This is a genomic window from Agrobacterium sp. K11, assembly GCF_059429395.1.
In genome coordinates, this window is sequence record NZ_JCAHRB010000001.1 from 224,610 (window position 1) to 238,079 (window position 13,470).

Consider the following 13,470-nt stretch of genomic DNA (forward strand, 5'->3'; position numbering starts at 1 on the left):
CAAGCCCGGCGCTTTCGCATTTGATTTTCTTTGGTCAGGAAATGATGATGCCTGAATATCGCAAGGGTACGAAGGTTCGCTGGAAATGGGGCAACGGAACCGGCGAAGGAAAAATCGTCGAGACGTTTACTGATGATGTCGAAAAAACGATTTCCGGTTCCACGATAAAGCGCAAGGCCAGCAAGGACGAACCCGCCTATCTTATCGAGCAGGAAGATGGGGCGAAGGTTCTGAAGAGCAAGTCCGAGCTTGAACACGTCGATTGAAAAACGGCGTTATCAGGCGCCATAAGAAGGGACGTCGATGGCCTACGATCCGATGCGGGTTTTCCGCAAACTCGCGCGCAACAACCGGCTGGCTAATTTAAGGCTGCATCAGGCTTGTCTTCAGCTGTTGCAGGAGGAATTCGTGGCCGCTCGCGTCAGCTTCTTTCCAACCCTTCGGGCGACCCTGAACCACATCTACACCGTTGACCTGTTTTATATCGACGCTGTCAAAGGCGGGACGCTCGGCCTTGCCGCTTTTGAAGAAGAAGAGCCTTTCACCACCATGGCGGAGCTGCATGCTGCCCAAGCGAAACTGGACGAAGAACTGATCGATTTTGTCGACATGCTGGATGAGGACGGCCTCGCTGCCATCGTCAATATTCATCGTGGAATACGCATCCAGCAGGATCGCTGCGATGATGTGTTGTCCCATCTCTTCCAGCACCAGACGCATCATCGCGGGCAGGTGCATGCCATGTTGTCCGGCACCATGATCAAGCCGCCACAACTGGATGAATTCATTGTGGGAGACGACGCAAAGGCGAGAAAAGCCGAGATGGATGCGTTAGGGTGGACGGAAACCGATTTGATGTTTCCAGCCAGCAGGTTCAGTTAATGACGCAAGACACCACGGTGCAGGACACCCGTATTCGCATGAAATTCAAGCCGAAACGCATTTTCCAGATGCGCGTTGCGGGGCTGGCGTTTCGGGATGGCCACGTGTTGGTGCACCGCGCGTCCCATGAGAAATTCTGGACCTTTCCGGGTGGCCGCGCCGAAATGGGCGAGCGTTCCGAAGAAACGCTGGCGCGCGAAATGGTCGAGGAACTTGGCGTCGAAGCGAAGGTCGGGCGGCTTCTATGGGCGGTCGAGAATTTTTTCCATTATGAGGGTAAGGAGTGGCACGAACTCGGTTTCTATTACCTGATGGATTTGCCGGAGACCCTTGCCTTTCACCCGACGGATATCATTCACCGCGTTCAGGATGGCGATAACGAGCTCGAGTTTCGCTGGGTCGCCGCGACCCGTGATGCATTGACCGAACTCGATATTCCGCCCTATTTCATCGCGGATGAAATAGAACACCTGCCTGACACCACACGACACCTTGTCTGGTATGACGGCGACCTGGACGCCAAATGACTTCTGCCCCTGAGCGCCATATGATCCGGCTGGACCGCAAGCCGCAGCTGTTCAGCATGCGTGTGGCGGCGTTGATTTTCCACGACAACTATCTTCTCGTCCAGCGTGGCGCCAAGGATAGCTATTGGGCCCTGCCGGGCGGGCGGGCGGAAATCGGTGAAAGCTCCGAGCAGACCATCATCCGCGAGATCGGCGAGGAGCTCGACCGGGATTGCGCCGTCGAGCGTCTTCTCTGGTCGGCGGAGAATTTTTTCGCCTATGATGATTATGCCGCGCATGAACTGGCATTTTATTATCTGGTTTCGCTGCGCCAGCCTTTGCCGTTCCATGAAAGCGATATAGTGCATCGCGTGCTGGATGGCGTCGAGGTGGAGTTCCGCTGGCTGCCCGCGCAGCCTTCCGCGCTGCTGGAACACGATCTCAGACCCCGTTTCATTGCTGAGCGCATCGAGATGCTGCCTCAGCGCCACGAGCATCTTATCGTCCGCGAAGGTCGTTCAGGTGCGGCCGAACTTTCCAAGGAGATATCATGAGCGAGCTTGTGGTTTCGCTTTCCGGCGAACTCATCGAACATGGGCACCGCCTGACGCAGCGGGTCTATTATGAGGACACGGATTTTTCTGGCCTCGTTTATCACGCGCGCTATCTGCATTTTCTCGAGCGCGGTCGAACCGACTACCTGCGTTGCCTCGGCTGCGAGCAAAGCGCACTCCTGACCGCCGACGAGGAGGGTCTCGTTTTCGTCGTCCATCGTATGGAGATCGATTTCAAGAGCCCGGCCCGGATGGATGATGTGTTGACGATCACCACCCTTACCGAAAAGGCCGGGGGCGCAAAAATGGTGCTCAATCAGGAAATCCGGCGCGGCGAAACGCTGCTTGTTGCCGCCAAGGTCATCATCGCCGTCATCAATGCCAATGGCCGGCCAAGGCGCCTTCCGGAGACGGTGGCCGAAAAATTCCTGAAGTAAGTTCGGGGCTGGTCCAGTAAATCCATCAGACGTGGCGCGGTTGTAACACTCCTTTAACCATAATGGTGTCTTACTTTAGCAACTGGCATTTGTGCGGCGCACGCCTTCCTTTCACCAAATTTATTGGCAAGTAAGGCTTACTGGCAAGTATCGGGGTATGGCAAAGGGGTTTGCGGCTGTTGCTGCATAGCTTCGAGCGTTAACACGCGTTTGAATCGCCCGGTCCCGTACCGGGCGTTTGGATTCGGGGATTGGATATTTATGGAACAGGCAGGTTTGGCAGCGGCGACGCACGATGTAAGTCTCTGGGCGCTGTTTATGCAGGCGGGCCTCATCGTGAAGTTCGTGATGATTGGACTTATCGCCGCCTCGGTCTGGACGTGGGCGATCGTCTTCGACAAATACGTAAGCTTCGGCAAGGCAAAGCGCCAGTTCGACCAGTTCGAACAGGTCTTCTGGTCTGGCCAGTCGCTCGAAGAGCTTTACCGCACTCTGGCAGAACGCCAGAATGTTGGTCTCGCGGCAATTTTCGTTTCCGCCATGCGGGAGTGGAAGAAATCATTTGAACGCGGCGCCCGTTCACCCATCGGTCTGCAAATGCGTATCGACCGGGCAATGGACGTGACGATTGCTCGTGAAGGCGAACAATACGAGGCTCGCCTCGGTTCGTTGGCGACGATCGGTTCTGCCGGTCCGTTCATCGGCCTCTTCGGTACGGTCGTTGGTATCATGACCTCGTTCCAGGCGATTGCCGGTTCGAAGTCCACCAACCTTGCGGTCGTGGCGCCGGGTATCGCCGAAGCGCTTCTGGCAACGGCCATCGGTCTTGTCGCGGCTATTCCGGCGGTTATCGCCTACAACAAGTTCACGGCTGACGCGCACAAGCTTTCCGCTCGCATGGAAGGTTTCGCCGACGAGTTCTCCGCGATCCTGTCGCGCCAGATCGATGAAAAACTTCAGACGCGGCAGGCAGCCCAATAAGCGCGCCGCGCAGTAATTTGCCGCAAGGCAAAATGGAGTAGATGTTATGGGTATGTCAGCAGGTGGCAGCAGCGGCGGTTCCGGTGGACGCCGTGGGCGCGGCGGACGTCGCAGGGGCGGCGCGATCAGCGAAATCAACGTGACGCCACTGGTTGACGTCATGCTTGTGCTTCTCATCATTTTCATGGTGGCCGCACCGATGATGACGGTCGGCGTTCCGATCGACCTGCCGCAGACATCTGCCAACGCGCTGAATTCGGATACGCAGCCGATCACGATTTCCGTCAATGCCAATGGCCAGATCCATTTGCAGGAAACGGAAATCCAGGCGGCCGAGGTGGCCGACAAGCTGCAGGCAATCGCCACGACAGGCTATAACGAACGCATCTTCGTGCGCGCGGATTCCGTTGCCGCCTATGGCGTCGTCGCCGACGTGATGGCGCGTATCCAGGCAGCGGGCTTCAAGAATATCGGCCTTGTGACCCAGCAGAAACAGGATAATTGACGTCAGCGATGAAGGGCAGCCTTACCACATCCGCGATCGTGCACGCATCGCTTCTGGCTTTCGCCCTCGTTTCCCTGGGCTCGCCGGAGCCTCTTGACGTGTCGCAGGCTGAGGCACTGCCTGTGGAGCTGGTGCCAATCGAGGAATTGAGCCAGATCCAGCAAGGCGACAAGAACGCGCCGAAGGCGGAAAAGTCGGCCCCGGTTCCGACTACACGTCCGGATATCGTTCCGAACGCTCAGAATGTCGGCAACAACGTGGCCGATATAGAAGCGCCGCCGACGCCTACTACAAAGCCGAACGACAATATCAGTGCGGCCGCTCCGCCAAAGCAGGAAAAGCCGCAGCCGGTTGTCGACACCAAGGCGAATGAGGTGAAGGAAATCGTCAAGGAAGAGACCTCGGCTCCGAAGCCGCAGGAAATGGCCGCCTTGCCGCAGACTAAGACCGAGATCGCGCCGCAACCGAAGACGGAGCCGCCGCCGCAGGAAACGAAAGCGGAAGAGCCACCCCCGGTGCAACAGGAACCGGCCGAAATTCCCGTGCCGCCGAATGTGCCGCGCCCGAATTCCCGCCCGGAGCCGCCGAAGCCGGAAGTGCCGAAACAGGCTGAGACCAAACCTGCCGAGCAGAAGCCCGCTGAGAAGCCTGCAGAGACCAAGCCCGATCAGGCAAAGTCCACGGACAAGCCTTCCGACAAGAAGCCGGGTGAGAAAAAGCAGGAAACGGCGAAATCCGCTTCGTCGAAGGAAAGCGATTTTAACGCTGACGATGTTGCCGCGCTTTTGAACAAGCAGGCGCCCTCCGGTGGTGGTGCAAAGCGCTCCACCCAGCAGGCCTCGCTTGGCGGCAAAAAGACCACGGGCGGTTCGACGCTCAGCCAGACGGAAATGGATGCGCTGCGTGGCGCAATCCAGAAAAACTGGCAGATCATTCCCGGCATGGCGGATGCCTCGGACGTTCGCGTTCGGGTCACCATGAAGCTTGACCGTGATGGATCCATCATCGGCCGACCCGAGATCGAAGCAACGGGTGGTTCCGAGGGAACGCGTCGCGCCCTTTCCGGTGGTGCCTATCGCGCCATCATGCGTTCTGCTCCGTTCACGAACCTTCCTGCCGACAAATATGATGCATGGAACGAAGTCGTAGTGAATTTCGATCCCAGTGAATTGCTATGAATGCTGAAAGGCCTGGCAACATGAAGATATTTTCGCCGATCCGGCTGGTGCTCGCTGTCGCGGCCCTTATGTCGGTTTTCTCCGCACCGGCTTTTGCGCGGGTGGAAATCAACATCAACAAGGGCAACGTCGAACCCTTGCCCATCGCCATCACCGACTTCATCTCGGGTGACGGCATCGGCGCGCAGGTATCGGCCGTAATTGCTGCCGATCTGCAGCGTTCCGGCCTGTTTGCGCCAGTCAACAAGAGTGCCTTCATCGAAAAAATCGCCAACCCGGATCAGCAGCCGCGTTTTGAGGACTGGAAGGTTATCAACGCGCAGGCACTCGTAACGGGCCGCGTGACGCGTGAAAGCGATGGCCGTCTGCGTGCGGAGTTCCGCCTTTGGGATACTTTCGCAGGCCAGCAGATGACCGGGCAGCAGTTCTTCACGCAGCCGGAAAACTGGCGCCGTGTCGCCCACATCATCGCGGACGCCATTTATGAGCGCGTCACCGGTGAAAAGGGCTACTTCGATACCCGCGTCGTTTTCGTCTCCGAAAGCGGCCCGAAGACAGCCCGCAAGCGTCAGCTGTCGATCATGGACCAGGACGGCTTCAACGTCCGTAACCTCACCAATTCGAACGACATCGTCCTGACACCGCGTTTTTCGCCGAACCGTCAGGAAGTCACCTACATGTCGTTTGAAGGCCAGCAGCCGCGCGTTTACCTGCTGCAGCTGGAAACCGGACAGCGCGAAGTGGTCGGTAATTTCCCCGGCATGACATTCTCGCCGCGCTTCTCGCCGGATGGCCAGAAGGTCATCATGAGCCTTCAGCAGGATGGTAACGCCAATATCTACACCATGGACCTGCGCTCACGAACCACGACGCGCCTGACGAACACGTCCGCGATCGATACTGCACCGTCATTCTCCCCGGATGGGCAACGTGTTGCCTTTGAAAGCGACCGTGGCGGCCGTCAGCAGATATACGTGATGAATGCCGATGGTTCAGGACAGCAGCGTATTTCGTTCGGCGACGGGTCGTATTCCACGCCGGTCTGGTCGCCACGCGGCGATCTGATCGCCTTCACAAAGCAATCGGGCGGTAAGTTCTCGATTGGCGTGATGAAAACCGACGGTTCGGGTGAGCGCATTCTGACCAGCGGCTTTCATAATGAAGGCCCAACATGGGCGCCGAACGGCCGTGTGCTGATGTTCTTCCGCCAGAACGCTGGTGCTGGCGGTCCGCAGCTCTATTCGATCGACTTGACCGGCTACAACGAACAGCTGATCAAGACTCCCACCTTCGCTTCAGACCCGGCCTGGTCGCCGCTTCTGGACTGATATTGACTGCCATGACGGCGCCGGCCCAACCGGCGCCGTCATGTTTTTACATATGCCGTACGGGAAACTGCCTCTTTCTTGCCGCAAAGTGTTGTGAGGGAGCAAAAAAGTGGGACGTTTCCTTTCTGTTAACCATAAGCGTTTGTCGGCTATTAACCTCGATCCGTTAGTGTCTGGCAACGTTATTGCAATCCCAAGGAGAGACCGGCGATGAGCCGTACACACACTTCGGCACTCAGCCCGATGCAGAAACTGGCCCGTAATCCGGCTGTTATCGCCATGACGCTCGCTCTTGCTCTCGCAGGCTGCGCGAACAAGAAGAACATGCCGAATAGCGCCGGTGAGCTCGGTCTCGGCGGTGCGGGTTCTGCGACGCCCGGCTCCCAGCAGGACTTCACGGTTAATGTTGGCGACCGCATCTTCTTTGATACGGACTCGACGTCCATCCGTGCAGACGCGCAGCAGACGCTGCAGCGCCAGGCACAGTGGCTTGCCCGTTACCCGAAATACGCCATCACCGTCGAAGGCCATGCCGACGAGCGCGGTACGCGTGAATACAACCTGGCGCTCGGCGCCCGTCGTGCCGCTGCAACCCGTGACTTCCTGGCGTCCCAGGGCGTTCCGGCAAGCCGCATGAAGACGATCTCCTACGGCAAGGAAAAGCCGGTCGCCGTCTGCGATGACATTTCCTGCTGGTCGCAGAACCGCCGCGCTGTGACGGTTCTCGGTGGCGCAGGCATGTAATCGCCTGACGCTTTTGTGATCTCGAATGGAAGGCGGTCTATGGGCCGCCTTTCGTTTTTTTCATAGTTTGGCCGAAGTTAAGTTGCTTTTTCGGTTGATATGGAAAAAATCCGGCTTGCGCCATTCCGGTGCAAATCAGTTAAGGCAGGGCAAATGAGATGAAGAAACTTGTCGTGGCGGGAATGCTGGGGCTTGCAGCCTGCACCGGCTTGAGCGGCACAGCCGTTTCGGGTCCGCTGTTCGGTGCGGGGGGTAGCTTCGGCACGATCAACTCTCAGCAGGTCCCAATTGTGCGGGTTCAGGCCAATGAAGCCTATAAGGTTCAGCAGCTTGAAGAACAGATCCGGCAGCTCAACGGCCGTATCGAAGAAATGAGCTTCCAGCTTTTGCAGATGCAGGAAACGATCCGCAAGGCGCAGGAAGACAATGAATTCCGTTTCCAGGAACTGGAAGGCGGCAAAGGCGCGAGTACCACTGCGCCGAAAAAGAAGGCGGAGGCCACTCCGGCCGCTCCGCCGAGCGACGACGTTGCAACGATCATCGAAACGCCACCTCAGGGTGGCGCTTCCGTTTCGCCGTCCTCTTCCGCGAACGCGCCGACGAGTGCACCGGGAGAGACGACGCTTGGCTCCATCGAGCTTGATTCCAAGGGCATGCCGATCGGTGGCTCATTGAACCAGGGTGCCAACAATTCTTCCGGTAGTCTTCCGGGCGTTACCACCGGCAACGGTGCGCGCAAGACCGATCCGGTCAACACCGCAGCACTCACCAGCGAGGGCGATATCTATCAGGCTGCTTACGGCCATGTTCTTTCCGGCGATTACAAGCTTGCGGAGCAGGGGTTCCAGCAATATCTCCAGGGTTACCCGAAAGGCGCCAAGGCCGCCGATGCCAGCTTCTGGCTGGGCGAGGCACAATATTCGCAGGGCAAGTTCAACGAGGCCGCAAAAACTTTCCTGAACGGCCATCAGACCTATGGCAAGTCTCCGAAAGCACCGGAAATGCTGATGAAGCTCGGCATGTCGCTTGCAGCTCTGGACAACACCGAGACCGCCTGCGCCACGCTGCGCGAAGTGCCGAAGCGTTATCCCAGTGCTTCAAAGACTGTGCTGAACAAGGTTGCCAGCGAACAGAAGCGGCTGAGCTGCTGATCTTGCTCCTGCCATGGCGGCGGTCTTTCCATGCCGGTTGATGTCCGCATTTTGAACGAAAAGACGGTTGCGCCGCTCGCTGCGGCAAGGTCCTTTGTCGAAAATCTTCGCAAACCCGTCCATATTCTCATCGCAATCTCCGGCGGTAGCGATTCCACCGGTCTGTTGCTGGCAATGCATGAGGCGAGGGCGGAGGCAGACCCCGACCGGGTGCGGCTTTCCGCCGTCACGGTTGACCATGCCCTAAGGGCGGAATCCGCTGATGAGGCTCACAAGGTCTCCTTGCTCTGCGCGGAACTCGGTATCCCGCATACCGTGCGCCGATGGGATGACCCCAAACCCGCTTCCGGCATTTCCGAAGCCTCTCGCCTTGCCCGATATAGTCTGATCGCCGGTGTTGCGAGCGACATTGGCGCTGATCTCGTCATGACGGGGCATACTTTTGGCGACCAGCGGGAAACCGTGGCGATGCGTGCCGCCAGAAGCGGCAGCAGCGAAAATCTCGGCCTCGCCGGCATGGCGGATGCTGTATTATACGGTGGACGCCACTGGATCATGCGGCCGTTCCTGACCTGTGAAAGACAGGAGATCCGCGATTTCGTATCATCTCGCTCGCGTGGCTGGTTTGACGACCCGAGTAATGACAACGCGCACTACGAGCGGGTTCGTGTGCGGCAGTCGCTTTCCGACTCTCCGCCGCCGTTTGATGCGCAGGCCGCCGTCAAACGACAGGCATATTCCGAGAAAACCGCCTTTTTCCTCCAACAAAACGCAGAAGTCTTTCACGCCACGCTCGCCAGATTGTCGATTGAAGGCCTGATGCCCGATCTTCCCGAATTTCGGCACGGGCTAGCGGTGCTCATCGCTAATCTCGGTGGAAGGGTCTATTTCCCGGCGGCCAGCAGCATGGATCGGGTGTTGCAGTTTCTCAAAACCAGCGAGAACGGACGGATAACGGTTGGCCGCGTTCTTCTCGATCGCCGAAAGGACGGGCTTTATCTTTTCCGCGAGCACCGGAATATGCCGGAACTGCAAGTCGAGGCTGGTGGGCAGGGCCTCTGGGACGATCGTTTCCTTGTGAAAAACACGTCGGCTTTTCCGGTCAATATTGCGGCGGGCAGGACGGGTGGTATTGTGGATGCGGCAGCGCTTTTTCCAGCGGTGCCGCCAGGGATTGCAAAACAGGCGATGGCGATCCTGCCGCAAATTGCCACGTTGGTTCCCGGTCGAGCCTCTCCGGAAGGTGCCATCAGTATCGTGCCGAGGCTTGCCCCCTTCGATCTTTTTCTGCCGCGCTTCGACCTTGAGTTGGCGAATGCCATCGCGGTTTTATTCGGCCGTGCGGCCTATCCACAGCCGCCGGTTTAAATCCGGCCTCTTTTTCGTGAATTGCCTTGGAATAGTTTTTACACCAAAACGCATCAGATAACGCCCTTTGCCTTGGCAACGGCAGATGTCGTCCTTATGTTAGGGTCGAGTAATAGCGGGCAGCAAACATGTCCGTGTGAGTTCGGGGAGTTCGATGAACCCAAATTTCAGAAATTTCGCCTTGTGGGCCGTGATTGCCCTCTTGCTGATCGCTTTGTTCAGCATGTTCCAGACTTCGCCGACGCAAACGGGTTCGCGGGAAATTCCGTATTCCCAGTTTCTCCGCGATGTGGATTCCGGGCGAGTTCGCGACGTGACCGTCACCGGTAACCGGGTTCTCGGAACCTATACCGAAAACGGCACGGCCTTTCAGACCTATTCCCCAGTAATCGACGACAGCTTGATGGAGCGCTTGCAGAGCAAGAACGTCACCATCGTCGCGCGTCCCGAGAGCGACGGCTCTTCCGGTTTTTTGAGCTATCTCGGCACGCTTTTGCCGATGTTCCTCATCCTCGGCGTCTGGCTGTTCTTCATGCGGCAGATGCAGGGTGGTTCGCGCGGCGCGATGGGCTTTGGCAAGTCAAAGGCCAAGCTTTTGACGGAAGCGCACGGCCGCGTGACGTTTGACGACGTCGCAGGTGTGGACGAAGCCAAGCAGGACCTTGAGGAAATCGTGGAATTCCTGCGCGATCCGCAGAAGTTCCAGCGCCTCGGCGGCAAGATCCCGCGCGGCGTGCTGCTGGTCGGCCCTCCAGGTACTGGTAAGACGCTACTGGCGCGCTCCGTCGCGGGTGAAGCTAATGTGCCGTTCTTCACCATTTCCGGTTCTGACTTCGTGGAAATGTTCGTCGGCGTCGGCGCAAGCCGTGTGCGTGACATGTTCGAGCAGGCCAAGAAGAATGCGCCGTGCATCATCTTCATCGACGAAATCGACGCTGTCGGTCGTCATCGCGGCGCCGGTCTCGGCGGTGGCAATGACGAACGCGAACAGACGCTCAACCAGCTGCTGGTCGAGATGGACGGCTTCGAGGCGAATGAAGGCATTATCCTCATCGCCGCCACCAACCGTCCGGACGTTCTCGATCCCGCGCTTCTGCGTCCCGGCCGTTTCGACCGTCAGGTCGTCGTGCCGAACCCGGATATCGTCGGCCGTGAGCGCATTCTCAAGGTTCACGTTCGCAACGTGCCGCTGGCTCCGAATGTCGATCTCAAGGTTCTGGCCCGTGGCACCCCCGGTTTCTCGGGCGCTGACTTGATGAACCTCGTCAACGAAGCCGCCCTGATGGCTGCTCGCCGTAACAAACGCGTGGTTACCATGCAGGAGTTCGAGGACGCCAAGGACAAGATCATGATGGGTGCGGAACGCCGCTCCTCCGCCATGACCGAAGCGGAAAAGAAACTGACCGCTTACCACGAGGCGGGGCATGCGATTACCGCGCTGAAGGTTGCTTTGGCTGATCCGCTGCACAAGGCGACAATTATTCCGCGCGGCCGTGCACTCGGCATGGTCATGCAGTTGCCTGAAGGTGACCGCTACTCCATGAGTTACAAATGGATGGTGTCGCGTCTGGTGATCATGATGGGTGGCCGCGTTGCCGAGGAGTTGACCTTCGGCAAGGAAAACATCACCTCCGGCGCATCTTCGGATATCGAGCAGGCCACCAAGCTTGCCCGCGCCATGGTAACGCAATGGGGCTTCTCCGACGCTCTCGGCCAGGTCGCCTATGGTGAAAACCAGCAGGAAGTCTTCCTTGGCCATTCCGTCTCGCAGTCCAAGAATGTCTCCGAGGCAACGGCTCAGACGATCGACACCGAAGTCCGCCGCCTGATCGACGAGGCCTATACAGAGGCACGTCGTATCCTGACGGACAATCACGACGGGTTCGTTGCTATTGCCGAGGGTCTTCTGGAATACGAAACCCTCACGGGCGACGAGATCAAGGCTTTGCTGAGGGGCGAGAAGCCGGCCCGCGATCTGGGTGATGATTCTCCTGGCAGCCGTGGCTCGGCTGTTCCGAAAGCAGGCACCAAGAAGGATGGCCCAAGCGAAGTCAAGGGTGACGGCGAAGCCAAGGGCGACGGCGAGGCTGAAGGCGGCATGGAGCCACAGCCGCACTGATTGCCTGATCAAGACGACTATTGAAAAAGGCCATCCGGTTTTCCGGGTGGCCTTTTCAGTTTGGTAACAAGATATAAGCCATTTTTGCTGTAATTTACGTGCTGTTTATCGTGGTTTGTGGCATTTAGCCAAAAACGCTTCCGGTAGTTTTATGCTATGCCGGAATGCCCGAAAGATTTGGAGTTCAAATGGCACGCCGTTATTTCGGAACCGATGGTATCCGCGGACAATCGAACGTCTTCCCCATGACGCCGGATCTGGCGATGCGTGTGGGCATTGCGGTCGGAACGATCTTCCGCCGGGGCCATCATCGCCATCGTGTCGTGATCGGCAAGGATACCCGGCTTTCGGGCTACATGCTAGAAAACGCGCTGGTCGCAGGTTTCACCGCGGCAGGCCTTGATGTCTTCCTGCTCGGGCCCATTCCAACCCCCGCTGTTGCCATGCTGACCCGCTCGCTGCGGGCCGATATCGGCGTAATGATCTCGGCGTCGCACAACCCATTTTCCGATAATGGAATCAAGCTTTTCGGACCCGACGGATACAAGCTTTCCGACGAGCTTGAGCTGGAAATCGAAGATCTTCTCGACAAGGATCTCTATGCCCAGCTCGCCAAGCCGAGCGAGATAGGACGCGCCAAGCGCGTGGATGGCGATATCTACCGCTATATCGAATTCGTCAAACGTACCCTGCCGCGTGATGTGACGCTGAGCGGGCTCAGGATTGCCATCGACTGTGCCAATGGCGCTGCCTACAAGGTGGCTCCCGCAGCACTCTGGGAACTGGGCGCCGAAGTCGTTACCATCGGCAACGAGCCGAACGGCATCAATATCAATCTCGAATGCGGCTCCACCCACCCGGAAGCCCTGCAGAAAAAGGTGCATGAGGTGCGGGCCGATATCGGCATCGCGCTCGATGGCGATGCGGACCGTGTCATCATCGTCGACGAACGCGGCGAGATCGTCGACGGCGACCAGCTCATGGCGGTGATTGCCGACAGCTGGGCTTCCGACAATACCCTGCGTGGTGGCGGCATTGTCGCAACCGTGATGTCCAATCTCGGTCTTGAGCGTTTCCTTGGCGACAAGGGTCTCACCCTTGCTCGCACCAAGGTGGGCGACCGTTATGTTGTCGAACATATGCGCAACCACAATTTCAACGTCGGCGGTGAGCAGTCCGGCCACATCGTATTGTCGGATTACGGCACGACTGGCGATGGGCTGGTGGCAGCTTTGCAGGTTCTCGCCAAGGTCAAACGTTCGGGCCTCACCGTCAGCGAGGTTTGCCGCAAATTCGAGCCGGTGCCGCAGCTTTTGAAGAACGTCCGTATTTCCGGCGGCAAGCCATTGGAAAATCCGATCGTGCAGCAGGCGATCGCCGATGCGGAAAGCGCATTGGCCAATAATGGCCGCCTCGTCATCCGCCCTTCCGGGACGGAGCCTTTGATCCGCGTCATGGCGGAGGGCGACGATAGTGCGAAGGTGGAGCAGATCGTCAACGATCTCGTCGGGGTCATCACCAATGCCCGCTCGGCTGCATAAATTGCGCCACCAAATGTGAAAAGAAAAAGCCGGCTTTCGAGTCGGCTTTTTCTTTGAGTATTGCCTAATAAATATAGTGAATGATCGTGGTTAATCGGGACTTAACCATTTTACGCCAATCTCCGTGACTGAACAGTTCACTGGCATTTGCTGCCGCAACGGCAGGTGCCTCTTCT

14 protein-coding genes are annotated in these 13,470 nt (G+C 58.0%); all 14 read left to right on the forward strand.

Features of this window, described 5'->3' with window-relative positions:
- Positions 1-47 precede the first annotated feature (47 nt).
- The 14 genes from AC5SEO_RS01005 to glmM all read left to right on the forward strand — a co-directional run bounded on the left by AC5SEO_RS01005 (position 48) and on the right by glmM (position 13,294).
- A complete protein-coding gene (locus tag AC5SEO_RS01005) occupies positions 48-266 on the forward strand; it encodes a hypervirulence associated TUDOR domain-containing protein (RefSeq protein ID WP_076845583.1) in 219 nt (72 codons plus the stop codon).
- A 37-nt stretch (positions 267-303) separates the two neighbouring features.
- A complete protein-coding gene (locus AC5SEO_RS01010; protein WP_076845446.1) occupies positions 304-882 on the forward strand; it encodes a DinB family protein in 579 nt (192 codons plus the stop codon).
- Positions 882-1,409: an NUDIX hydrolase gene (locus AC5SEO_RS01015; protein ID WP_076845447.1), complete on the forward strand. Its 528-nt coding sequence runs from the start codon at positions 882-884 to the stop codon at positions 1,407-1,409. The genes AC5SEO_RS01010 and AC5SEO_RS01015 overlap by 1 nt, the downstream gene beginning before the upstream one ends.
- The gene (locus AC5SEO_RS01020) at positions 1,406-1,942 is read left to right on the forward strand and encodes an NUDIX hydrolase (RefSeq protein WP_076845448.1); all 537 of its coding nucleotides are present in this window, start codon (positions 1,406-1,408) and stop codon (positions 1,940-1,942) included. Before AC5SEO_RS01015 ends, AC5SEO_RS01020 begins: the two co-directional genes overlap by 4 nt.
- Positions 1,939-2,379: a tol-pal system-associated acyl-CoA thioesterase gene (gene ybgC, locus AC5SEO_RS01025; protein WP_003511391.1), complete on the forward strand. Its 441-nt coding sequence runs from the start codon at positions 1,939-1,941 to the stop codon at positions 2,377-2,379. Before AC5SEO_RS01020 ends, ybgC begins: the two co-directional genes overlap by 4 nt.
- 261 nt (positions 2,380-2,640) lie before the next feature.
- Positions 2,641-3,360 (forward strand): protein TolQ, encoded by a 720-nt coding sequence (tolQ, locus tag AC5SEO_RS01030; RefSeq protein WP_003511390.1) that lies wholly within the window; start codon positions 2,641-2,643, stop codon positions 3,358-3,360.
- A 46-nt stretch (positions 3,361-3,406) separates the two neighbouring features.
- Complete coding sequence (gene tolR / locus AC5SEO_RS01035; RefSeq protein ID WP_003511389.1) at positions 3,407-3,865, forward strand: protein TolR; 459 nt, start codon at positions 3,407-3,409, stop codon at positions 3,863-3,865.
- 8 nt (positions 3,866-3,873) lie between these two features.
- On the forward strand, positions 3,874-5,043 hold the full coding sequence (gene tolA, locus AC5SEO_RS01040) for a cell envelope integrity protein TolA (protein WP_495363653.1): 1,170 nt from the start codon (positions 3,874-3,876) through the stop codon (positions 5,041-5,043).
- 20 nt (positions 5,044-5,063) lie between these two features.
- On the forward strand, positions 5,064-6,371 hold the full coding sequence (gene tolB / locus AC5SEO_RS01045) for a Tol-Pal system beta propeller repeat protein TolB (RefSeq protein ID WP_003511387.1): 1,308 nt from the start codon (positions 5,064-5,066) through the stop codon (positions 6,369-6,371).
- Between the two features lie 210 nt (positions 6,372-6,581).
- A complete protein-coding gene (pal, locus tag AC5SEO_RS01050) occupies positions 6,582-7,115 on the forward strand; it encodes a peptidoglycan-associated lipoprotein Pal (protein WP_003511386.1) in 534 nt (177 codons plus the stop codon).
- 158 nt (positions 7,116-7,273) lie between these two features.
- Entirely contained in the window at positions 7,274-8,266 is a 993-nt protein-coding gene (gene ybgF / locus AC5SEO_RS01055) for a tol-pal system protein YbgF (protein WP_162632837.1), read from the forward strand.
- Positions 8,267-8,296: 30 nt separating this feature from the next.
- Positions 8,297-9,634 (forward strand): tRNA lysidine(34) synthetase TilS, encoded by a 1,338-nt coding sequence (gene tilS / locus AC5SEO_RS01060; protein ID WP_112178494.1) that lies wholly within the window; start codon positions 8,297-8,299, stop codon positions 9,632-9,634.
- A 154-nt stretch (positions 9,635-9,788) separates the two neighbouring features.
- Positions 9,789-11,753 (forward strand): ATP-dependent zinc metalloprotease FtsH, encoded by a 1,965-nt coding sequence (gene ftsH / locus AC5SEO_RS01065; RefSeq protein WP_013761814.1) that lies wholly within the window; start codon positions 9,789-9,791, stop codon positions 11,751-11,753.
- A 188-nt stretch (positions 11,754-11,941) separates the two neighbouring features.
- A complete protein-coding gene (gene glmM, locus AC5SEO_RS01070) occupies positions 11,942-13,294 on the forward strand; it encodes a phosphoglucosamine mutase (RefSeq protein ID WP_003511381.1) in 1,353 nt (450 codons plus the stop codon).
- The last annotated feature ends 176 nt before the right edge of the window (positions 13,295-13,470 follow it).

What these genes read in the sequence shown, in the direction of transcription:
- AC5SEO_RS01015 (WP_076845447.1), top strand. Translation starts at nt 882, where the DNA reads ATGACGCAAGACACCACGGTGCAGGACACCCGTATTCGCATGAAATTC.
- ybgF (WP_162632837.1), top strand. Translation starts at nt 7,274, where the DNA reads ATGAAGAAACTTGTCGTGGCGGGAATGCTGGGGCTTGCAGCCTGCACC.
- tolR (WP_003511389.1), top strand. Translation starts at nt 3,407, where the DNA reads ATGGGTATGTCAGCAGGTGGCAGCAGCGGCGGTTCCGGTGGACGCCGT.
- tolA (WP_495363653.1), top strand. Translation starts at nt 3,874, where the DNA reads ATGAAGGGCAGCCTTACCACATCCGCGATCGTGCACGCATCGCTTCTG.
- tilS (WP_112178494.1), top strand. Translation starts at nt 8,297, where the DNA reads ATGCCGGTTGATGTCCGCATTTTGAACGAAAAGACGGTTGCGCCGCTC.
- AC5SEO_RS01010 (WP_076845446.1), top strand. Translation starts at nt 304, where the DNA reads ATGGCCTACGATCCGATGCGGGTTTTCCGCAAACTCGCGCGCAACAAC.
- pal (WP_003511386.1), top strand. Translation starts at nt 6,582, where the DNA reads ATGAGCCGTACACACACTTCGGCACTCAGCCCGATGCAGAAACTGGCC.
- tolB (WP_003511387.1), top strand. Translation starts at nt 5,064, where the DNA reads ATGAAGATATTTTCGCCGATCCGGCTGGTGCTCGCTGTCGCGGCCCTT.
- AC5SEO_RS01005 (WP_076845583.1), top strand. Translation starts at nt 48, where the DNA reads ATGCCTGAATATCGCAAGGGTACGAAGGTTCGCTGGAAATGGGGCAAC.
- ybgC (WP_003511391.1), top strand. Translation starts at nt 1,939, where the DNA reads ATGAGCGAGCTTGTGGTTTCGCTTTCCGGCGAACTCATCGAACATGGG.
- AC5SEO_RS01020 (WP_076845448.1), top strand. Translation starts at nt 1,406, where the DNA reads ATGACTTCTGCCCCTGAGCGCCATATGATCCGGCTGGACCGCAAGCCG.
- glmM (WP_003511381.1), top strand. Translation starts at nt 11,942, where the DNA reads ATGGCACGCCGTTATTTCGGAACCGATGGTATCCGCGGACAATCGAAC.
- tolQ (WP_003511390.1), top strand. Translation starts at nt 2,641, where the DNA reads ATGGAACAGGCAGGTTTGGCAGCGGCGACGCACGATGTAAGTCTCTGG.
- ftsH (WP_013761814.1), top strand. Translation starts at nt 9,789, where the DNA reads ATGAACCCAAATTTCAGAAATTTCGCCTTGTGGGCCGTGATTGCCCTC.